Annotated in this window: 19 protein-coding genes; 13 read left to right on the top strand and 6 right to left on the bottom strand. The window is 57.1% G+C overall.

Annotated features, from left to right (window positions below; all coding sequences use genetic code 11):
• Nucleotides 1–151: 151 nt before the first annotated feature.
• The 5 genes from EGT36_RS22300 to EGT36_RS22320 all read left to right on the top strand — a co-directional run bounded on the left by EGT36_RS22300 (nucleotide 152) and on the right by EGT36_RS22320 (nucleotide 5,761).
• Nucleotides 152–940, top strand: a complete 789-nt coding sequence (locus EGT36_RS22300) for a DUF1295 domain-containing protein (RefSeq protein WP_037092072.1) — start codon at nucleotides 152–154, stop codon at nucleotides 938–940.
• Complete coding sequence (locus EGT36_RS22305; protein ID WP_125271085.1) at nucleotides 937–1,977, top strand: SAM-dependent methyltransferase; 1,041 nt, start codon at nucleotides 937–939, stop codon at nucleotides 1,975–1,977. The genes EGT36_RS22300 and EGT36_RS22305 overlap by 4 nt, the downstream gene beginning before the upstream one ends.
• Nucleotides 1,978–2,096: 119 nt before the next feature.
• Nucleotides 2,097–4,307 carry an ATP-binding protein gene (locus EGT36_RS22310; protein WP_037092069.1) on the top strand — a complete coding sequence of 737 codons (2,211 nt, stop codon included), beginning with the start codon at nucleotides 2,097–2,099 and terminating at the stop codon, nucleotides 4,305–4,307.
• Entirely contained in the window at nucleotides 4,300–4,755 is a 456-nt protein-coding gene (locus EGT36_RS22315; RefSeq protein ID WP_037092067.1) for a response regulator, read from the top strand. The genes EGT36_RS22310 and EGT36_RS22315 overlap by 8 nt, the downstream gene beginning before the upstream one ends.
• Before the next feature lie 13 nt (nucleotides 4,756–4,768).
• Complete coding sequence (locus EGT36_RS22320; protein WP_125271086.1) at nucleotides 4,769–5,761, top strand: sensor histidine kinase; 993 nt, start codon at nucleotides 4,769–4,771, stop codon at nucleotides 5,759–5,761.
• A gap of 44 nt (nucleotides 5,762–5,805) precedes the next feature.
• On the opposite strand, the gene EGT36_RS22325 is transcribed toward EGT36_RS22320, so the two are convergent.
• A complete protein-coding gene (locus tag EGT36_RS22325; RefSeq protein ID WP_006699868.1) occupies nucleotides 5,806–6,180 on the bottom strand; it encodes a response regulator in 375 nt (124 codons plus the stop codon).
• A 210-nt stretch (nucleotides 6,181–6,390) separates the two neighbouring features.
• Between EGT36_RS22325 and EGT36_RS22330 the strand changes: the two genes are divergently transcribed.
• From EGT36_RS22330 to EGT36_RS22355, 6 genes are all read left to right on the top strand, one after another.
• Nucleotides 6,391–7,845, top strand: coding sequence for a sensor histidine kinase (locus EGT36_RS22330; protein ID WP_125271087.1), 1,455 nt, complete (start codon nucleotides 6,391–6,393; stop codon nucleotides 7,843–7,845).
• Nucleotides 7,842–8,279, top strand: coding sequence for a response regulator (locus EGT36_RS22335; RefSeq protein ID WP_004445914.1), 438 nt, complete (start codon nucleotides 7,842–7,844; stop codon nucleotides 8,277–8,279). The genes EGT36_RS22330 and EGT36_RS22335 overlap by 4 nt, the downstream gene beginning before the upstream one ends.
• A 4-nt stretch (nucleotides 8,280–8,283) precedes the next feature.
• The gene (locus EGT36_RS22340) at nucleotides 8,284–9,321 is read left to right on the top strand and encodes a sensor histidine kinase (RefSeq protein WP_037092062.1); all 1,038 of its coding nucleotides are present in this window, start codon (nucleotides 8,284–8,286) and stop codon (nucleotides 9,319–9,321) included.
• 500 nt (nucleotides 9,322–9,821) lie between these two features.
• A complete protein-coding gene (locus EGT36_RS22345) occupies nucleotides 9,822–11,276 on the top strand; it encodes an HlyD family secretion protein (protein ID WP_004445911.1) in 1,455 nt (484 codons plus the stop codon).
• 148 nt (nucleotides 11,277–11,424) lie between these two features.
• Complete coding sequence (locus EGT36_RS22350) at nucleotides 11,425–13,389, top strand: glycosyltransferase family 2 protein (protein ID WP_037092059.1); 1,965 nt, start codon at nucleotides 11,425–11,427, stop codon at nucleotides 13,387–13,389.
• 95 nt (nucleotides 13,390–13,484) lie between these two features.
• Nucleotides 13,485–14,783, top strand: a complete 1,299-nt coding sequence (locus EGT36_RS22355) for a hypothetical protein (protein WP_037092057.1) — start codon at nucleotides 13,485–13,487, stop codon at nucleotides 14,781–14,783.
• 84 nt (nucleotides 14,784–14,867) lie between these two features.
• Here EGT36_RS22355 and EGT36_RS22360 read toward each other — a convergent pair whose 3' ends face one another.
• The 5 genes from EGT36_RS22360 to EGT36_RS22380 form a co-directional block, all read right to left on the bottom strand.
• Nucleotides 14,868–15,749, bottom strand: coding sequence for a carbohydrate ABC transporter permease (locus EGT36_RS22360; protein ID WP_081950644.1), 882 nt, complete (start codon nucleotides 15,747–15,749; stop codon nucleotides 14,868–14,870).
• Entirely contained in the window at nucleotides 15,746–16,834 is a 1,089-nt protein-coding gene (locus EGT36_RS22365) for a carbohydrate ABC transporter permease (RefSeq protein WP_037092055.1), read from the bottom strand. Before EGT36_RS22365 ends, EGT36_RS22360 begins: the two co-directional genes overlap by 4 nt.
• Nucleotides 16,835–16,845: 11 nt before the next feature.
• Nucleotides 16,846–18,114 carry a sugar ABC transporter substrate-binding protein gene (locus EGT36_RS22370; protein ID WP_037092054.1) on the bottom strand — a complete coding sequence of 423 codons (1,269 nt, stop codon included), beginning with the start codon at nucleotides 18,112–18,114 and terminating at the stop codon, nucleotides 16,846–16,848.
• Nucleotides 18,115–18,266: 152 nt separating this feature from the next.
• Nucleotides 18,267–19,232 carry an MYG1 family protein gene (locus EGT36_RS22375; RefSeq protein ID WP_037092051.1) on the bottom strand — a complete coding sequence of 322 codons (966 nt, stop codon included), beginning with the start codon at nucleotides 19,230–19,232 and terminating at the stop codon, nucleotides 18,267–18,269.
• 159 nt (nucleotides 19,233–19,391) lie between these two features.
• On the bottom strand, nucleotides 19,392–19,859 hold the full coding sequence (locus tag EGT36_RS22380) for an Lrp/AsnC family transcriptional regulator (RefSeq protein WP_006697222.1): 468 nt from the start codon (nucleotides 19,857–19,859) through the stop codon (nucleotides 19,392–19,394).
• A 123-nt stretch (nucleotides 19,860–19,982) separates the two neighbouring features.
• Between EGT36_RS22380 and EGT36_RS22385 the strand changes: the two genes are divergently transcribed.
• Nucleotides 19,983–21,266 (top strand): cystathionine gamma-synthase family protein, encoded by a 1,284-nt coding sequence (locus EGT36_RS22385; protein WP_125271088.1) that lies wholly within the window; start codon nucleotides 19,983–19,985, stop codon nucleotides 21,264–21,266.
• Between the two features lie 85 nt (nucleotides 21,267–21,351).
• A complete protein-coding gene (locus tag EGT36_RS22390; protein WP_037092049.1) occupies nucleotides 21,352–22,062 on the top strand; it encodes a DUF2161 domain-containing phosphodiesterase in 711 nt (236 codons plus the stop codon).
• Nucleotides 22,063–22,086: the final 24 nt, after the last annotated feature.

Below are 22,086 nucleotides of genomic sequence, written 5' to 3' on the forward strand. Positions count from 1 at the left end.
CAGCGCAGATACGAGGCAGCCGTCTGATAAGTTTCAGCGGCAGGTGGTTTTTCGAATTTTTTTCGAACCCTGAAACTCTTTTGCCGGTTAGGCCGTATTTGCCATCACGAAACCCGGCCTCGATCGATTAAAAGTGGTGAGCGAAGTAGTGATGTTTTCCGTGATCCTGACGCTTGCCATTCTGATGTCGCTGCTGATGGCAGGAGCCTGGGCATTACAAAGAGCGACCGGCTCGAGCGGCTGGATCGACACTGTCTGGTCGGCAAGCGTCGGGCTCGGCGGCATCTTGGCTGTGTTGCTGGCGGAGGGCGATGGCGGGCGGCGCAGTATCGTATTCTGTCTCGTTGTCGTATGGTCCCTGCGGCTTGCTGGACACATAGGCCTGCGCACGCAGGGTGGCGGGGAAGATCCGCGTTATGCAAAACTCATGGAGCAATGGGGCGAAACCGGTCCCCGGCGGCTTTTCTTCTTCCTGCAAATACAGGCGGTTGCCGCCTTTGTGCTTGTTTTGGCTGTTTATCTAGCCGCCAGCAACGACCGGATTTTCCCGCGTACCATAGATCTTCTCGCCACCATGGTCGCGCTTGTTGCACTGGCAGGTGAAGCGCTCTCGGACGCCCAGCTGTCGAAATTCAGGAAAACCCACGAAGCGAAAACCGGTATATGTGAAACCGGTCTCTGGCGTTATTCACGCCATCCCAATTATTTCTTCGAATGGCTTTTCTGGTGCAGCTTGCCGCTGGTGGCCCTTCAGGCGCACGGCTTGTCCTGGGCGTCGCTTGCCGCGCCCGTCATGATGTACTGGCTGCTCGTCCATGTCTCCGGTATTCCGCCGCTTGAAGAGCACATGCTGAAATCGCGCGGAGAAAAATTCCGTGCCCTGCAACGCCGCGTCAACGCCTTCTTTCCGGGGCCGCGCAAAAACGAGGAAACGCCATGAATATGCTCGCCTTTGCCATCAATGCCGCAGAACGCGCGGCGCTCAACGACAGCGTTACACTCGCCGGAATAGATATGCTCTGCGCAAGAACGAAACGGCGGCTCGCAAAAATACCGCCGGATGCCGAGGCGGCTTTTGCGGCGGATATGGCGAAATTCCCCGTCGCAAGCCATACCAACGAGGCGAACAGGCAACACTATGAAGTCCCCGCCGAATTTTTCGCACTGGTTCTCGGAGCCCAGCGGAAATATTCCTGCTGCTATTATCCCCATAACCAGACAAGCCTCGATGAAGCGGAGACAGCTGCTCTCGCCGAGACGGTAGACCATGCCGAGTTGGAGGACGGCATGGACATTCTCGAACTCGGCTGCGGCTGGGGTTCGCTGTCGCTTTATATGGCAGCGCGTTTTCCCAATGCGCGGATCACGTCTGTCTCCAATTCCGCATCGCAACGGGAATCCATCCTTGGCCGCGCGCGTGAGCGCGGGCTGTCCAATCTTTCCGTGGTGACCGCAGACATGAACGATTTTGCGACCGGCGATCACTTTGATCGCGTCGTATCGGTCGAAATGTTCGAACATATGTCGAATTGGCAGGTGCTCTTCGAACGCGTTCGTGCCTGGCTGAAACCTAATGGCAAGTTTTTCCTCCATGTCTTCAACCACCGCAGCCGATCCTATCGTTTCGACCACAACAACCCCGCCGACTGGATTGCCCGGCATTTTTTCACCGGCGGCATCATGCCCGCTTTTGATCTTCCCCATCGCTTCAGCAGGGTTCTCACCGTCGAAAGGGAATGGAACTGGCCTGGATCGCATTATCGGCGCACGGCTCTCGCCTGGCTTGAGAATTTCGATCGGGAAATCGGCCACATAAGGCCGATCCTGCAGCGGGTTTATGGCGCTGACGCACGGTTATGGGAACGCCGCTGGCGTCTGTTTTTTCTCGCAACGGCCGGGCTGTTTGGTCACGAGGACGGTAACGTCTGGGGTGTGGGTCATTATCTCATGAAGCCCGCTGTTGTTGCCGAAGCCTGAGAGGGACGTGGCCGACGGCGAAACAATTTCGCGTAAGCAAACGTTTACATCCGTAGAATAATGGCTAGGCTGGCCGCGTTTTGAGCAGGCCGTCGATCACAGAGCGGCTGGAGAAAGTCATGAGTTCAGTCACGCCGAAGCTGGATAGTTGCGGCGCCGAGCCCATCCACATTCCCGGCGCTATCCAGCAACATGGCGCACTCTTCGTGCTGTCCGCGCGTCAGTTGGCCGTCGTGCAGGCGAGCGATAACCTGCAGGATTTTCTAGATGCACCTCTATCGATCGGGGTGATTCCAGACCGGGGAACATTGCCTTTTATCGAGGCATTACCGGCTTGGTATTCCGGTGACGAAAGCAGCTTCAGATATGTCTGGACCGAAAAAAAACTCGATGTCTCGGCGCATCGGTCGGGAAACGTGATCATCGTCGAGCTTGAGAGAACAGGCCCGGGCGCATCCGCCGAAGCGCTGATGAGCGAATTGACAGGCCTCGCCCAATATCTCAACAGCACGCCGTCGCTGAGCGACGCACTGTCTCGAGTTGCACAGCTTGTTTCCTCGATCAGCGGTTATGACCGGACCCTCATTTATGACTTCGGTTCCGACTGGAGCGGTCATGTCGTGGCGGAAGCTGGCAGCGGGGCGTTGCCTTCATATATCGGGCTTCGCTTCCCGGCCGGCGACATCCCGCCGCAGGCGCGCAAGCTTTATACGGTCAACCGTCTGCGTATGATCCCGGACGTCGATTACAAGCCCGTGCCTGTCATGCCGCAGGTCAACTCGGAAACGGGCGCAGTGCTCGATATGAGCCTTTCACAGCTCCGCAGCGTTTCGCCCGTTCATCTGGAATACATGCGTAACATGGCGACGGCGGCCTCGATGTCGGTGTCAATCATCGTCAATGGCAAATTGTGGGGGCTGATCGCATGCCATCACGCCGCCCCGCACTCCGTCTCGCTCGCCGTGCGCGAAGCATGCGATTTCGCCGCCCAGCTCCTTTCGATGCGGATCGCAATGGAGCAAAGTTCTCAGGATGCTTCGCGCCGGCTGGAACTTGGTCATGTCCAGGCTCGCCTGCTCAAGCGGATGGCGGCGGCACAAAGATGGGTTGACGGCCTTCTGGGCGGGGAGAGCGAAAAGGACGATCTGCTGGAGCAGGTGGGGGCTGAGGGAGCGGCACTCCTTTTTGGCGATGAGTACCATCTCGTGGGCAAGACTCCCTCGCAGGAGCAGGTCGAAGGATTGATCCGCTGGCTCGGCGAGCGCGAGGTTGCAGACCTGTTTGCCACAGACAATCTTGCCAGCGATTATCCCGCTGCTGCGGCGTTTGCGTCCGTGGCGAGCGGGATCATCGCGATGCGGGTTTCGGAATTGCACGGAAGCTGGCTGATCTGGTTTCGGCCGGAAGTCGTAAAGACGGTGCGCTGGGGCGGGGATCCGCACAAGACAGTGCATGAGAGCGGGCGCATTCATCCGCGCAAATCGTTCGAAACCTGGAAAGAGCAGGTGCGCAACACAGCCTCACCGTGGTCAGCCCCCGAGCTTGCAGCGGCGCGGGAGTTGCGTGGCGCGATCATCGGCATCGTCCTGCGCAAGGCGGAGGAAATGGCGGATCTGACGAAAGAATTGCAGAGGACCAACAAGGAGCTGGAGGCATTTTCCTACTCGGTCTCGCATGATCTCCGCGCGCCCTTCCGTCATATTGTCGGTTTCGCCCAGCTCTTGCGCGAACGCAGCAACGCCCTGGATGAAAAATCGCTCCACTATCTGCAGATGATCTCCGAAGCGGCACTCGGCGCAGGCAGGCTCGTGGATGATCTTCTGAATTTCTCGCAGCTCGGCCGCACCCAAATCACAATGGTACCGGTAGACATGGAGAAAGTCGTGAACGAGGTTCGCCGGTCCCTCGCTCATTCCATCGCTGATCGGCAGATCGAATGGCATATCGGCGATCTGCCCGTATCGCTCGGAGATCCGACCCTGCTTCGGCAGGTGTGGTACAACCTCGTTGACAACGCGATCAAATATTCCCGCCAGAAACCCGTTTCGATTATCACCATTTCCGCGGCAGAAACCGAAGGTGGCGTGACCTACTCGGTCGAGGATAACGGTGTCGGCTTTGACATGGCCTATTACAGCAAGCTTTTTGGTGTGTTCCAGAGATTGCAGCGGGTAGAGGATTTTGAGGGAACGGGAATTGGACTTGCGCTGGTAAGACGAATTGTTGAACGCCACCACGGTTCGGTCAGCGCTAAGGGAACTGTGGGAGAGGGAGCCACGTTCTCCTTTACATTGCCGGTTACGAAAGTTGAAGAGGAAAAAATTGCCTGAACTCAGACCTATTCTTCTCGTGGAGGATAATCCACGCGATCTGGAATTGACGCTAACTGCGCTGGAAAAATGTCAACTGGCGAACGAGGTCGTCATTGCGCGTGATGGTGCCGAAGCGCTTGATTATCTCAACGCCTCGGGTAGCTTCCACAACCGGCCTGCCGGTGACCCAACCGTGGTTCTTCTTGATCTCAAGCTGCCGAAGGTTGATGGGCTCGAGGTCCTCCAGACCGTTAAGGGCAGCGATCACCTCAAGCATATTCCGGTCGTCATGCTGACCTCCTCCCGTGAAGAACAGGATCTCGTAAAGAGCTACGAACTCGGCGTGAACGCCTTTGTGGTGAAGCCGGTGGAGTTCAATCAGTTTTTTAAGGCGATACAGGATCTTGGCGTGTTCTGGGCCCTGCTGAACGAACCGCCGCCGGGCGCGCGCCGCAATGGTGCGTGAGGCGATGCCGCAGATGGAGCAAAGCAAGCTTCTTCTTCTCGAAAACAGCTCGGTCGATGCCGAACTGATCGAGGATCAGCTTTCACGGATCTCTCCGCCCCCTGTCGTAACCAGGGCGGTGGGTAAAACTTCCTTCATCGAGGCGCTGGAAAATCAGCAGTTCGATATCATTCTCGCAGATTTTTCCCTGCCGGACTTTGACGGCATGGCTGCGCTTGATGTCGTCATGCAAACGAGACCCGACACGCCCTTCATTTTCGTTTCCGGTGTTCTCGGCGAAGACGCGGCGATCGATGCCTTCAGGCGCGGCGCCACTGATTATGTTCTGAAGCAGCGACTGGCGAGGCTGCCCTCCGCAGTGGGTCGCGCTCTCGCGGAAGCACGGGAAAAGGAGGAGCGGAGACGGGCGGAAATGCACAAGGAGCTGCTCGTCCGCGAACTCAGCCATCGTGTCAAGAACACGATGGCGATGGTCATTTCCATCATTCGCCGCACTGCAAAAGGCAGTTCATCCGTAGAGGATTATCAAGAGAGGCTCGTGGCCCGCGTGAGTGCGCTCGCCGAAAGTCATGCCCTGCTTTTCCAGAGCAACTGGGGGCAAACCGATCTCAAGGATGTCGTGAAGCGGGCAATTGAACCCCATAACACTTTTGCCAGCCGCGTCGAGCTCGACGGTCCGGACGGGGTTAGCGTATCGCCTAAATCCGCATTGGCGCTTGGTATGATTTTACATGAACTGGTGACGAATGCGCAGAAATACGGTTCGCTTTCAGAAGCGACCGGGAAGGTGCAGGTGTTCTGGGAAAGGCTTCGTAACGATGAAGGCCGGGACCTTATCGAGCTGCGCTGGCATGAAAGCGGTGGCCCGCCCATTTCCGCTCCGTTGGAGACCGGTTTCGGAACGACCCTAGTTACACGGGGAGCCCAGTACGAACTGCAGGGCGACAGCGAAATCCGCTATGATCGCGACGGCCTGAAATATCGGGTGATTTTCCCTCTGGACTGAAGTGTCGCCTATCAGCGTTACCGGACGTTGCGGGTATTTTCCCGCTAGCCGGTATGCGCGAATTCGGTCGCCAGAACATTCGGGAGATTATCAAAATCGCACGGCTTGGAAATGATCGTCAGCCCTGTCAATTGCGTGCGAATACCGGGTATCTCGGCATATCCGCTGCAGATGACGAAAGGTATGCTCTCGGCCCTCAGTCGTTCGATCACGGGAAAGGATAATTCGCCCTTGAGATTGAGGTCGATGACCGCTCCATCCAGATCGGTTGCGCTTATTTTCTCCAGCGCTGCGGCTATATCGGAAACCGGCCCGATGACGTCGACACCGAGGTCGGACAGAAAGTCCTCCATATCCATCGCCAGAAGGGCGTCGTCTTCCAGAACGAGGATATGCTTTCCCTGAAAATCATATTGCATAGCTTACCGCATTCACATGGTCGCAGGCGCGCCCGGACATTTTACCAACAGCGCTGAACGCCTGAAGATCGAGGTGGTTCCACCCTTGTGTAAAAAGAAATCATTCGCATCCGTCGCTTGCGTACTCTAGTTTGTGCCGCGAATTAACTGCCTACCGGGAATGTTACTGCTGTGACTGGTTTTTCACCGTTTGCCCAGCGAAGCCTTTTGATGCTTGCTGTTGGCGTTGCAATTTTGATTGGCATGGTCTCCACATCTTTGTGGCTGGTGCAGGTGAATAATCTCTATTCCCAGGAAACGGCGGAACTGCGCCGTGTCCGTGCCGCAATTCTGGATGTGCTGACGACGATGCAGGACGTCGAAACCGGCCAGCGGGGATATTTGCTTACCAACAATCGCGAATATCTGGGGCCTTACGAAGAGGCCGTTCAGGGCTTGCCCGAACGCCAGGCGCGACTTCTCGATCTTCTGAAAGGGGAAGAGCGATATAAGCAACCTCTCGCTGGCTTGAAGCAGGCGATCGACGCAAAGCTCTCCGAGACACGCGAAACCATCGATTTGCAGCGCGCGGGTCGCATTACCGAGGCAGCCGAGGTCGTTCGAAATAACGACGGCAAACGCTTCATGAATGAGATCAGGAGTGTTCTGTCGGACCTTCAGTCGGATACCGACGATCGCCTGCGCGTCATCGTTGCGGATCAACTGGGCGCCGCCAATACACTTCGTTGGGTAACGATTGGCGGTGCCGTTGCAATTCTCATCGTGGTCGGCGGGTCGATACTGCTCGTCTTTACTTATATTCGCGCGCTAAACAGGTCGCGGGAGGATGTGGACGAACTCAATCGCCATCTTGAGGAGCGTGTCGAGGAAAGAACACGCGATCTTCGCCGGGCCAACCAGGAAATTCAGCGCTTCGCTTATATCGTTACTCATGATCTGAGGGCGCCGCTTGTCAACATCATGGGCTTCCTTTCCGAATTCGATACGTCGCTGAAGCCGGTCACCAACTATGTCCTGGCAGATGGAAAAACGCTGACGCAGGACGTGATCCGAGAGGCGCGGCTGGCGGTTGAGGAAGACATACCCGAAGCCATCGGGTTTATCCGTTCATCGACCCGCAAGATGGACCAGCTGATCAACGCCATTCTGAAGATATCCCGTGACGGCCAGCGCAAGCTTCAGCCTGAGAAAGTCGATATCGAAACTTTGCTCTCCTCGCTTTCAGAGACCGTGCGCCATCAGATCACGGCCAATGGAGGAGAGATTCATGTCGACACGCCCAAGCTGACAGTCGTGACGGACCGCATATCTCTCGACCAGATTCTAGGTAATCTTCTCGATAACGCGGTGAAATATCAGATGCCTGGGCGCCCTCTGAGGTTAACGGCACGCGCCTATCCGGCCGGGCGCGGCGCGATCGCCATTGAAATTGGCGACAACGGGCGCGGTATCGGTGAGCAGGATCTTGAGCGTGTCTTCGAACTGTTTCGTCGGGCGGGTGAACAGGACCAGCCCGGTGAAGGAATAGGTCTCGCACATGTCCGTTCGCTAATCAGAAATTTAGGAGGTGACATTAGGGTGGAGTCGCGACTCGGGGAAGGCAGCACATTTATCTTGCTGCTTCCGAGTGACCTCAGAAGAGTAACGAAGGAAGGCGACAAATGAAAGCGACCGGTCAGGAAGTAACGATCGTGATGATCGAAGACGACGAGGGACATGCCCGTCTGATCGAGAAAAATGTGCGCAGAGCAGGTGTCAACAACGAGATCGTGCCGTTCACACTCGGTGCAAAGGCGCTGGATTATATCCTGGGCCAAAGCCGGGACGGGCTCGTCAGCAAAGATCGCTATCTGCTCGTTTTGCTCGACCTCAATCTCCCCGACATGTCCGGCATCAGCATTCTCGAGCAGATCAAAAGCAATGAATACACCCGCCGTCTGCCTGTCGTGGTTTTGACGACCACTGATGACGAAACCGAAATTCAGAAATGCTATGATCTCGGCGCGAATGTTTATATAACAAAGCCGGTCGACTATGAGGGCTTCGCGAATGCCATCAAAAATCTCGGCCTTTTCTTTTCCGTAATACAGATACCCTGAAGGCATGATGGCTCTGCGCGTTTTGTATGTCGATGACGACCCGGCTCTGGCGCGGCTTGCGAGCCGCGTCCTTGGTCGCCACGGAATGGAGGTGGTCCATGCCGCGTCCGTTGCTTCCGGGCTTGAGCTTTTCCAAAACGGGCAATTCGATGTCGTCGTTCTCGATCACTATTTTCAGACGGCGACGGGAATGGAGTTTCTGGCGGCTATCGAGACGGTGCCGGCCCGGGTTCCCGTTCTTTACGTAACGGGGTCCAACGAGGCCCAGATCGCCATAGACGCGCTCAAGGCTGGTGCCGCCGATTACGTCATCAAGAATGTTGGAGACGACTTTTTTCCGCTGTTGCTGGCAGCCATAAATCAGGCGCTTGAAAACCATCGCCTGCGGCAGACAAAAGAGGAAGCTGACCGTCTGCTGATAAAGGCCAAAGAGCATGCGGAAATGATGGTGAAAGAGATGAACCATCGCATCGCGAATAGTCTCTCACTGGTTTCCGCCATGATCCGGCTGCAGATCAATACGCTGAAGTCCCAGGAAGCAGAAACGGCGTTGCTGGAGACGCAGAGCCGGATTTCTGCGATCGCCGGCGTTCATCGCAGTCTCTACAATACCGCGAATGTGGGTCTCGTATCCCTGAATTCCTATCTCACCTCGATCATAGGCGACCTGTTCCAAGCTGTTCCGGGCTCTTCCTCCATCACGGTCGAAACGTCACTCTGTGAGGTTGATCTGAACGCCGACCATGCCGTTGCGCTCGGTGTCATCGTCACTGAACTTCTGACAAACGCGCTCAAATATGCCTATCCGGATCAAGAAGGCACAGTGCGCATTAACCTGTCCGCCCAGGACGGCCGGTTCATTCTTGTTGTGGAGGATGACGGCGTCGGTGTGAAACCGGATTCAGCCCCTCGCGGCACCGGTCTCGGCACCAAGCTGATCATGGCGATGGCGCAGAATATTGGCGCCCGGGTCGAGCAGACGCACACGCACCCGGAACTCAAAAAAGGCACCCGTTTCTCGATGATATGGAATGAACGGTGACGGCATGGCCGCCGTGCCTTGCGATTATATCTCGATATAACGGCTGTCTAGCGGAGAGCGATTGGACCTCCTGGCCGTCCCCATAGCCTTCAGCGCGAACGAATGGTCAAAATATTTTGCCCGAAGCACGGAAGAGTGAAGCCGCTTTCGGCGCTCAGAGCAGAGCGACCTGCCGCCAAAGCGATTCTTTAAAATTTTTCTCTCTGCCATAGTGGAAACGCGGTACATTCTCAGGTTGTGCGCCCCGGTCGAGCAAAGTGCACAAGGCGGGTGCCGGCTGCCGCTATAAAGGCACAGCTAATATGGAACGACTGAAATTTGACCCAGGAAGTTTTCATGGGTGAAATTTTGTGTCCATAAAGCCGGCAGATGCATAGTATTTCGGCAATCTCGGAAAATGTCTTAATGCAATCTTAACGATGTTGCGCTGCAAAAAAACTTGATGGACTATTTTAATACTGCGGGAGGAAATGCTGTTCAACAAAACAGGAGTTCGTGCCATGCTGTTCCGCAATAGAGATAAAGAAAAACCTCAAGGCGCCTCGGTCAGGCTGGCCTCATATACTGTTCTCGGTGTTGTCGCCACAGTGTTTTCCTCCTCCGTGTTTCCACCTGTCTTCACTTCGCAGACAAACCGCGCCTTGATCAATGCTCCCGTCATTCCGCTGACGACCCCCATCAGTGGCGTGGTGAAAATATCCGGTAACGGCAGGGCGGCTGTTGAAAACGACAAGGTCGACAACACCACTCTGATCGGCCTGAAAGTGCAACTGGCGGCGCTCGACAATGAACTTCGCCAGAAAAACGCGATTATCGGCGATTATGCTAGCCGGGTCGACAATCTGAACAATGATCTTCTCAGCCAGCAAGCGGCTTTACTGCAGAGAACAGAATCCGACCTTGAAGCGGCAAAGGCTGCTTTGCAGATGGTGACCTATTCGACCCGCATCGCGAAAGCAGAAGCGGTGCGCAAACAGAAGCTGGTTGCCAAGGGTGTTTATTTCGGAATTGGCGACGACATCGCCGATACGATACAACTTGAAGATACAAAACTGCAGGCCGCGAAAGTTGCTGTCGACAAGCTTAACAAGGAAATGAGCTTCGCGCGCCAGGGCATCTATATCGGTTCCGACCTGCAATCCCTGCAAAATCTTCAGCAGGAAATCCGCACAAGGTCCGCCGATCTGCTGCAAATCCAGATGCAGATGACGACCATGCAGACGCGGAAAAGCGAACTCGAAGCGCTTGCCTCCGCGGAGGCCGCGCGTATCGACAGACTGACCCGCGCCGATCTCGCCATTCCGCCGGGCACGACGCTTTATAAGCCGGTTGCCGTGACGGGACGTGAAGTGGTGGCCGGCGACACCTTGGCGGAGGCGCTCGACTGTCGCAACGCTTTCGTCGTGGCAATTTTTTCCGAACGTCAGGCGCAGGCCCTTTCCGTGGGTTCAAGGGTAAAGGTAAATGCCGATGCCTGGGCGCAGGAAGCGGACGGGGTGGTAGAGCGCCTGGTGCCCCGAACCACCGAACGCGTCGACCTCGATTATGCCGTACCGTTTCCCCCCACGGAGCGGCGGGAGCTTTACGCTTATATCCGCATGGCCGGGACATCCGAGAGCCAGTTTATGAACAACGGCGTCTGTTCGGTCGGTACCTGGGTGAGTGTAAGTCTGCCGCGCGAATGGCTCGGCAAGACCCGGGAATATGTGCACGAGGCATCGGCAAGCCTCTTCCAGTTTGCTCAGGCATCCGCCAGCGAAATGCCCGACGTGAGGCAGGCCGCCTGGACGCTCATCGAGACATCCCGAGAGAAAATATTCGAGCAGATGGGCATGGGCGGGCAGCCGCAACAGCCGCCGGGAATAGCGGCGCCCACTACAAAGCCGGATATCATCACGCAGCATGCGATCAGCGGTGCAGATGCCACCGCGAAAGCACCGCGCACCCAATCCTGACACCCGCATGGATTGGGCAAGCCCCTGCGGGCGCGTCCACGACGCCCGCAGGGCGACCCACCTGTTTCACACAGTCGAAGCAGCCTCATTCGCGCACGCTATCGGGCGCGGCTTTTGGGACGTATCCGGTCAACCATGAGGACAAGCGATGTATTTCACTTCAGAGGGCGATGTTCAGTCCGTCCTTTATGTCAATCTCATCATCGCCCTCTGCGCGATCCTGTTCACCATGCTTGCCGACCCGCGGCGAACGCTGGACCGGCTGGCGTTCAGCGCCATCATGCTGCTTTCGCTCAGCGTCTATATTTTGTGGCGCGCCACCGATACGCTGCCTCCCTTAGAGCTTTCGCTGGAAACCGCCTGGAATTACATCTATTTCACTTTCGAACTGATCTCCGTGCTTTATGCGATGGGATCGATTTTGATCCTGACAAGACGAACGGACTGGTCTTCCATTGCAGACGAAGCCGAAGCCGGGATTACGGGCGATCCCAATGCGCCACTGGTCGATGTGTTCATCTGCACCTACAATGAACCTTTGAACGTGCTTGAAAAATCGATTGTCGCGGCTCAGGCAATGCAATATCCGCGGTTGCGCGTTTTCGTCTGCGACGATACGCGCAGGTCCGAGGTTCGGGACTATTGCGAAACAGTCGGCGTCAATTACGTGACGCGGCCGGACAATAAGCACGCAAAGGCGGGGAACCTGAACAATGCGCTTGTCCACACCAATGCGCTGTCGGAAGTTTCAGATTTCATCATGGTTCTCGACGCTGATTTTGCGCCGCAGGCCAATTTCCTGTCACGCGTGACCGGGCTTTTTGCCGATCCCAAAGTGGCCGTGGTGCAGACACCGCAATTTTATTTCAACAGCGACCCCATCCAGCATAATCTCGGTATCCGCAATTCCTTCGTGGATGATCAACGGGTATTCTTTGACGTATTCCAGCCTGCAAAGGACGCAGTCGGTTGTGCGTTCTGCGTCGGAACGAGTTTCGTTCTGCGGCGGGCAGCGGTGAACGAACTCGGAGGTTTCCCGCATGATGCACTTTCGGAAGACATGCTGCTGACCTACCGGTTGATGGAACGGGGGTATGTGACACGCTGGCTCAATGAAAAGCTCAGCGTCGGATTATCGGCAGAAGGCCTGCCGGAGTATATCACGCAGCGCACGCGCTGGTGTCTCGGCACCATCCAGATTGGACTTTTGCGGACCGGGCCGCTGTGGCGCGGCAATTTCACCCTGACGCAGCGGCTGCATTATCTGCACGGCCTGTTCTGCTGGCTTTCGAAACCCTTCATCCTTTGCCTGCTGCTCGCGCCTTCAATCTATTGGCTGACCGGCGTTTCCGCGCTCCAGGCCGATGAGTTGATGTTCATGCAACTCGGTCTGTCATCGCTTGCGCTGTTCTGGGCCTATTCCACCTGGATATCGGGAAAGCGCACACTGCCGCTTTTCACCGAGGTGACACACGCACTGACCGCCGTTCCGATCACGATCACGCTTTTTCAGGCCGTGCGAAAACCTTTCGGACGCCCCTTCAAGGTCACGGAAAAGGGCGGAGACAGGTCACAGGTGCGCGTTCACGGCCCGACGGCGCTATTCTTTGCCCTTGTAACCCTCACTTCGGCCATCTCCGTGCTGATTGCCGTTTATGGATGGGACGCACCCGTGGAATTTTCGGCGCGCGATTGTCTCAACCTTATCTGGTCGGCCGTCGCCATGGTGATTGCCTTCATTAGCCTTATCTGCTGCATCGAGTTGCCACGTTTCGACAGGGAGGAGCCGATCAGCGTAAACCTTGGCGGACAATTACGGCAGGGCAATGCGGTGACAGGGGTGAAGATCGTGGCACTGTCGACTGAAACCGTGACGCTTGCGGGTTTCACTTCTTCTACAGAAGCGCAGGCCATATTCGTGCCGGAGGTGGGCTGGTTGCAGATCGATGCAACAAAAGACCAGTTAATACCCGGAAAATTCTGCCTTGCTGCAACCGCCGAGCAGCATCGGGCTATCCTGCGGCTGCTTTTCCGCACTGCACCGGAAAATGTGGCGGAACAGGGCGACCTGATAAAATCCATGCAGATGTTGCTCGCAAGGGCCTTCAGCTAATCAGGGGGCAATTGAACAGGACTTTGCCGGACACAACACGGTCCCGATGGCCGGCTGCCGCCTTGAAAGGTTTCGATCAAACGGGAATTCCGCTCATGCCTCTCAGATCGATCATCCCTGCGATCCTGATGTCCTGTGTCATGACAGTGTTGGCTGGAGGTGACGGGCGCGCTGCATCCGGATCCGTCCGCGATATGCTCGCTTCGCGCTTATGCGCGGGTCTTGCCGGGAAGATGGATGGTTCTCCCGCGCCCTTCGTGTTCCGCAGCTTCGAGCCTGCGCCCGGTGGCAAGGCGCTCGATCCGGCGCTTTCGAATACGGGTTTCACCTATGACAATGCGCTGGCATCCATCGCTCTTTTTGCATGTGGGAAAGACGCAGAAGCAACAAGGGTTGCCGATGCGCTGCTGCTGGCCGTGAACCGTGACCGCCGTTACAGTGATGGCCGCCTGCGCAACGCCTATCGCTCCGGCCCGGTCGTCAGCAAAACGGAGCTTATGCTCCTGCCCGGTTTCTGGAATGCCGCCAGCAATGCCTGGGTCGAAGACGGCTATCAGGTCGGCAGTGCGACAGGCAATCTCGCCTGGGCGGCCCTTGCCCTGCTTACCGCCTCTGAGCGCTCCGACAATCCAGCCTATTTGCAGGCCGCGGCAAAAATCATGCGCTGGATCGATGCATATACCAAGGGTGACAGCGACATCGGTTACACGGGCGGCACATTCGGCCACGAACCGTCTCCGGTGAAACTCGACTGGAAATCGACGGAGCACAATCTTGACGTTTACGCCGTTGCCAGCTGGCTCACCGAGAGTGGGGACGATAAAACCTGGCGGACGATGCAGGACAGGGCAGGCAAGTTCCTCGACGCCATGTGGAATGAGCAGCAGGGTCGTTTTTATGTTGGTAGCCTGCCCGGCAGCGATCGGCCCAATTTAACCCAGTCGGGAATAGATTCCGAACTCTGGCCCATCCTCGCCGTTCCGGAATTCCGCGGCCGCGCCGAGCGCGTGCTGGAATGGGTCGACCGGCACTATGCGGTCGGGGAAGGCTTTGATTTCAACGATGACCGGGACGGCATCTGGCTGGAAGGCACGGCGCAGGCAGCGCTTGCGTTTCAGCATGCAGGCCACGCCGGGCGGGCCGAAGCCCTGCTTGCCACCATTGATGCTGAGGTATCGCCCGATGGCCTGGTCTATGCCACTGTCGGGCCGGAGTTGACGACGGGGCTGATGATCGGGCCTGCCTCGACCTCTGCCGATTTCAAATATTTCAGACTGCCGCATGTCGGCGCTACTGCCTGGGCAATCCTGGCGGCGAAAGACTGGAACCCGTTTTTGAGAGAAAGCAGTTGCGCGCGTCCCTGTCGGAATTATGCCCGTCCCGGCAGGGGGTAAGGAGGATGTTATTGTCGTGGGATCGCGAGAAGACCGGATGGCCGCAGGCCTGGCGGTTTAAGATGCCGGGCAGCCTTCAAAACGCTATCCCTTTATCCCGCTTGCTGCGATGCTGGAGATGAAAAGTCTCTGCAGACACAGGTAAAATATCAGCACGGGCAGGGTAATAATGGTGAGATAGGCCATGACTTCACCCCAGGGCGTGTTGAGCTGGAAGAAATACTGCAGCCCCACCATAACCGGCCGGTAAGCCTCGGACTGCGTGACGAGAAGCGGCCATAGATACTGCTGGCTGTACATGACGAGAAACTTCAAGATCGCAGCTGTTGCGATCACCGGCCCGCTGAGCGGCATTACCACCTGTGCGTAGATACGCAGCCAGCTGGCTCCGTCGATGCGTGCCGCCTCCAGTAATTCCTTCGGCAGATCCTTGAAATATTGGACGAAGAGAAAAATCGTCAGTCCGTCCGCGATCCATGGAATGATCTGCACATGCCAGGAATTGAGCCAACCCCAGGTAAACCCGCCGCTGCCGATCCATGGCAGATTGTTGACCTCCAGCAGCAGCGGCACTGCAATCGTCTCAAACGGAATAATGAGCGTGGCGAGAATGATCGAGAAGAGAAGGTCCTTGCCGCGCCAGTTCAAAAACGTAAAAGCGAAGGCGGCAAGCGAGCCGAGCAGCAGGGCGAGAAATACGGTGACGCCAGTTACCACAACGGAATTGAATATGAAGGTCGCAATCGGCGCCCGGGCGAAAGCCGCAGTATAGTTTTCGAGCGAAAGATCTCCCACCGGCAGGAAGGCTCGTATCGAAGTGGCATCGCTCAACAGCTGGTCGTTCGGTTTTAGCGATGAGAACCCCATGAACAACAGGGGCAGGACGAAGATCGCCGCGAAGGCGAGCATGAGCGCGTAATTGCCGATGAGAAAAACGGGACTTTTGCGGCGTCCGGCCTGCATCATTGCTTCTCCCTTGTCAGGTAGCGCTGGGTGAGCGAAATGCACAGGACAAGCAGGAAAAGGACGACAGAAATTGCGGAGCCCGCGGCTATGTCCTGCTGGCGGTATCCTCGCTCAACCGCCTGATAGACGATGCTCTGCGTAGAGTCGCGAGGCCCGCCCTTGGTCATCACATCGATCTGCGCAAAAAGCGCAAAAGCCTGCATGGTGATGACGATGATAACGAGTACGGCCGTGTTGCGCAGCAGCGGCCAGGTTATCATGCGGAACTTCTGCCAGCGGCTCGCGCCTTCAATGTCCGCTGCCTCGTAGAGATCGGGCGAGATGGTCTGCAGGCCGGAAAGCCAGATGACCATATGGAAACCGACGCCCTGCCAGACTGACATCACCAGAATGGCCCATAAGGCGGTATCGGTTCTGCCCAGCCAGTCGACAGGCTGGAAGAGCCCGAAACTCATATAGCTCAGAAGGCTGTTCAAGAGCCCATTATCGGCGGCATAAATAAACCGCCAGAGAAGCGCCACCACGACCACCGACAAGACCACAGGCATGAAATAGATCGCACGGAAAATCGTGACGCCGGGGATTTTCTGGTTCACCAACAGGGCAAGAAACAGCGCCAGCGCCGCCTGAGCCGGCGCGACCACGACCACGAAGGAAAGGGTGTTTACGACGGCGGTCAGAAATACGACGTCGCGTGCGAGAATGACGATCCGGTTCTCGCCCCAACTGAAGTTCTTATATTCCCGCATTCCGTCCAGATGAGGATAGTCGGAGTTGTTGCGGGTGAAATTACGAATTCTCGGATAGGCGATGGAGCCATCCGCATCCCGGCTGATGCTTCCATCGGCCTGCCTTTCCGGCTTGAGCGTCAGCAAACCGACGCCCAGCAGCCGGCTGTAGTTTTCAAAGCCGACGAACTCCGTCGGGTTGGGAGATGTGAGCCTCTGGTTGGTGAAGGAAAAACCCAGCCCCAGCAGAAATGGTGTGATCAGGAAGAGCCCGATCAGCACCACCGCCGGTGCGGCCATGAACCAGCCCGTGAAGCTGTCCCGGGCCGGTTTTCCCTGTGAAGAAAAGAGCGCCATCGATCACGCCCCTATTTGGGTTGGTAACCGGAATTGCGTTCCAGATTGTTGTTTATCTCGTCCGTTGCATTATCGAGGGTATCGGCCACATCCGCACCGTTGGCAATGTCGGAAAGAGCCTTGGAGAAGACCGGCGAGATGAAGGCGTAGGCCGGAGTGACAGGACGCAACGTACCCTGGCGTCTGGATAGTTCGAAGAAAACTTCGAGCGGGCCGCCCTTCTTGTAACTCTTCGTCATCTGGGCTGCCGAGGACGTGGCCGGGATAAGACCGATCGCATCCGAAAACTGCGCGAGATATTTGTCCTGGATGGCGAATTCGATGAAGGCGGAAGCCCCTTCGGGATGCTTGCTGGTGGCCGAAACGCCAAACTGCCATGACCCCGCGCCGATTTTCGGACCCTGCCCGAAATCAGGCGCAGGCAGGAAAAGCAGATCGTCTCCGTATTTTTCCAGAGCCTTCACCGCAACCCAGTTGCCCATCCATTGCAAGGCGTGGCGACCTTCCAGAAATCCGGTTTCGTGGTCGGCGGGTGATTGCGATGTCCCGGGTGCAAGCTTCTTGGCGAACAGGGATTGCCACCACTCCCCGAACTTGACGGCATTGTCTCCATTGAGGAAGTCCTCGGCGGTTCGATAATTCGCCTTGTCGATCAGGCTGCCGCCGAAACTTTCCAGAAAGGGACTGAAGGCATAGCTGTACCATTCGGTTTTATCGGCCATGCCGAGGTCGATGGCATATTCGAACTTGCCGCTGGCAGCGAGCTTCTCAAGGGCTGCGTTGAATTCCTCGCCGGTCCACGGCTGTTCAAGAGTTGGAATGCGGATACCGTTTTCATCGAGCACCGATTTGCGGGCGAAAACCGCCACGGCAGCGTCCCACAGACCGACCGAATAGAGCTTGTCTCCCCACCGGCCCACGGCGCCGGGCAGGAAATTCGCAAGCTTTGCCTCGTCGATCTTCAGTGGTTGCAAATATCCGGACCACGCCCAGTTGGGCATGTTCGGACCGTCGACATCCAAAATGTCTGGCAGCTTGTTGGAAAGCGCAGCAGCGGTGACCGATTCATTATACGCATTCTGGGGGAATTCCTGAAGCGAGACCCGCCAGTCCGACTGGGACGAGTTGAAGTCCTCGATGATGCCGGCCAGAATCTTGCGTTCTTCAACATTGCCTGCGCCGTGATACCACATCGTCAGGTCGGTCTGGGCCAGTGCGGCGGTGGAAAAAAGCATCGACAGGGCAGTTGCTGCCCCCGCAAAAATAGCTCTGCTGGTCATAGATGGTCCTCCTCCTCACGAAGGGTAACTTCAACATCTACAGATTGTTCCGCAGAAATTTGCGTCCAGACGCTATGCGGAGAACCGCGTTTTAAAAAATGCAGACAGGATCGCGGATTTGCCCCGCCCGAACCGCATCAGCAGCCAGGCGCTCAGGTCCCGCCATTTGACGGCTCTGTCGCCGGTGCATTGTTGCTGAAGGAGAGAGCCTCTTTTACCGCCAGTTCTGCCATGGCCAACGCGGCGTCGCGGGTCTTTGCAGCTGCGACAAACCGGCCGTTATGGCAGAAGGTCGCGCCTTCCACGCCACAAACCGCTTCCAGATCCTTGTCAGTCAGGCCTGCCCAGGCCGCCGGCAGATCCGCCCGCAACGCGAAGCCCTCGTCGGCGCGCCGGATACCGGTCAGGCACCAGTCGTTGTTACGCGGATGAACGACGAAGAGCAGATGATCGGCGCCTGCCTTCACGATGGCGGGCCGGAACGGCATTCCCATCGGCAACTCGAGAATATGCCCTTCGCCAGCATCCACGATAGCCTGTTTTACTAGCGCTTCGGCGCGCAACTTTGCGGCGCTGTTGGTTATTTTTGCCTCAACGAAGCTGCGGGCAATGCCCAGCGCCGCGTGGAAATTGCGATTGTCCGCTTCGGGATCGGTGTCATCAAAAACGGGTTTCAGAGTTTCGAGCAGGACGGGCAGGGTCAGCCCGGCGAGCGGTCCGGCGGTCGAGGGGCTGAGCGCCCCATTGTCAACAAGGTCAACAGGCAACACAAAACCGGCATCGAAAGAAGCGTGAATGGTTTCGATGTGGTGTTCTGGAACGCCGAAGGCAGCAAGATAATCGCGGCCGAAATGCTTCCAGATCAGCCCGAACGAACTGTAGGGCTGTCCGTCATCGCGTAACGGCGCGCCGCGCTGGTGGTGGTCGAACATTCCTCTTGCTGCGTCGTAGGCGCCGCCCACGTCGTAGATGATGCGGTCCGCACCGGCAGCGAGCCATTCCGGTGCCCTGCTGCGGATGAGGCGGGCCTGCGGGAAAAGCCGTGTCAGCACAACGCTCGACAGAAGTTCATCGGCATGGAAGCCGCCGGAATGGGTGACGAGGAAGTCCGGGTTCATGTCAGGATGTGCCTTGTTGCTTGCGGAAGAGCCGCCCGAGAATGGGGCACCTGATACCCTTTGCCGTACATCATCTCAACCCGCCACGACCCTAATTCGGATCAAAATTTCCCCCGGAAGGTGCGGACAGCATGCAGCCAGCGCGACATTGTCCGCGCGTTACGACGACCAGATGCGCCGCGTCTTGATCGTATTCATGACGAAGCTGGTCTCGATGGTGTCCACGCATTTCAGCTTCGCGATCTTGTCCTTGATGAAACGCTCGTAATCCTCCAGTCCGCCGCACATGACCTTCAGCATGTAATCCTTCGTGCCCGTGACAAGATGACATTCGAGAACCTCGTCCCACTCAAGAACCGCCGCTTCGAACATCCGGATTTCATCATCGTGCTGGCGGCTGAGGCGAATGGATGCGAGAGCGGTCATGGTCCATCCCTCGATCGCCGGGTCGATGATGGCGGAATATCCCTTGATGGCACCCATTTCTTCCAGGCGTCGAAGCCGGCGTAGACATGCGGATGCCGACAGCCCCACGCGCTCGGCGAGTTCGTTATTCGTGATCCGTGCATCGGCGGACAATTCCCGAAGTATCCGCCGGTCGATCGGGTCTGCAATTTTCTGCGACATAAATTACAATTCTCCGCAATATATTGCTTCATGGGGCATATAAACGCTCCAAAATGCAAGGCATTTCGACTTCATTGCGTGTAACCTGCAGGAAGTTCAACGCCAGCTGAGGGATCATCGGAAATGACCGCGCCGCATCCGTCCAAAACCCATATCGGCAACCATGCTCTTCATCCCGAAACCCAGATGCTCAATTACGGGTATGATCCGGAGTTGTCGGAGGGAGCCGTGAAGCCTCCGGTGTTCTTGACATCCACCTTCGTTTTCAAGTCGGCAGAAGATGGTCGCGACTTCTTCGATTATGTCTCCGGGCGCAAGGAGCCGCCGGAGGGCAGAGGCGCCGGTCTCGTCTATTCGCGTTTCAACCATCCAAACAGCGAGATCGTCGAGGATCGTCTTGCCGTTTATGAACGGACGGAGAGCTGTGCGCTCTTCTCCTCGGGCATGTCCGCGATTTCGACGACGCTTTTCGCCTTCGTGCGGCCCGGCGATACGGTGCTCCATTCCCAGCCCCTTTACGGCGGCACGGAAACGCTTCTCGCGAAGACCTTTCATAATTTCGGCGTGTCCGCAGTGGGTTTCGCCGATGGTGTCAGCGAAACCTCGGTCATGGCGGCGGCAGAGGAGGCGATGGCGAAAGGCAGGGTGTCCGTTATCCTGATCGAGACCCCCGCCAATCCGACGAACAGCATTGTCGACATCGCCATGATAGGCTGGGTCGCCGAGGTGATTGGCAAAAGGCAGGGGCACAGGCCGATCATCGCCTGCGATAACACGCTTCTTGGTCCTGTATTCCAGCGGCCCATAGAACATGGCGCCGATATTTCGCTCTATTCGCTGACAAAATATGTTGGCGGGCATTCCGATCTTATCGCCGGGGCGGCGCTGGGGCGCAAGGATGTGATGAAGCAGGTGAAGGCCCTGCGTGGGGCGATCGGCACGCAGCTCGATCCGCACTCGTGCTGGATGCTCGGACGTTCCCTGGAGACGCTGCAAATCAGGATGGAACGGGCGGACAGCAACGCCAGGCTTGTGGCTGAATTCCTGAATGCCCATCCCAAGGTCGAAAAAATCCACTACCTGCCATTCAGCGATCCGGCATCCGCGGTTGGCAAGGTGTTTGCCGCCCAATGTTCGGGGGCAGGATCCACCTTCTCGTTCGACATTGTCGGCGGGCAGGCCGCATCTTTCAAATTTCTCAATGCGCTCAACATATTCAAACTTGCGGTAAGCCTTGGCGGCACGGAGTCCCTTGCTTCTCATCCCGCAACGATGACGCATTCAGGCGTTCCTGCCGATGTCCGTCAGCGTATCGGTGTGCTTGATTCCACGATCCGGCTGTCAATCGGCATCGAACACCCCGACGATCTTATCGCCGACCTGACCCTTTCACTGGATCAGGTCTGACGCTTCACGTGCCAACCAAGAGGTTGTCCTGTGCAGGCGGATCGATATATCTGGGGGTAGTATAGTCACGTGAACCTTCAGGCATATGGAAACTTCGCTTTATCTGCCCGTGAAAGATTTCCTCGAAGAGGCGGGTTATACCGTCAAGGGCGAAGTGGGTGGCTGTGATCTTGTTGGCTTGAGCGATGACGATCCCCCCGTCGTCGTCATCTGCGAGCTAAAGCTGAGCTTCAATCTGGAGCTCATTTTGCAGGCTGTCGATCGCGCGGCTATCGCAGATGAGGTGTGGATCGCCGCCCGGGTCTCTGCCAGGGGTAAGGGCCGCGAGGCTGACAGGCGTTACCGCGATCTTTGCCGCAGGCTCGGGATCGGTATGCTGGGAATCTCCGATGCCGGTGACGTCAGCATCATCGTCGGCGCCGTTTCGCCGATGCCGCGAACCAATCCGAAACGGCGGTCGCGGCTCATGCGGGAACATCAGAGGCGGCGGGGCGATCCCACGGCGGGTGGGAGCACGCGCATGCCAATAATGACAGCGTATCGCCAGCAGGCGCTTGGCTGCGCCGTGGCGCTGGCGTCGGGTCCGATGCGCGTGCGTGAGGTCAGGTCCAATATACCCGATGCCGGGAAGATACTGCTTTCGAATGTTTATGGCTGGTTCGAACGACTCGACCGGGGAGTCTACGGTCTGACCGAGGCCGGACTCGAAGCCCTGCAGCGGTGGCCACAGCAGGACGTGCCGGCAAAGGCTGTCGACGGGATTGTGCGAGGCACGGTCGGCTTCGAAGAAACCTGACGGCGAAAAACCTTTCCAAGACTT

Source organism: Agrobacterium sp. FDAARGOS_525 (genome assembly GCF_003938925.1).
GTDB lineage: Bacteria > Pseudomonadota > Alphaproteobacteria > Rhizobiales > Rhizobiaceae > Agrobacterium > Agrobacterium pusense.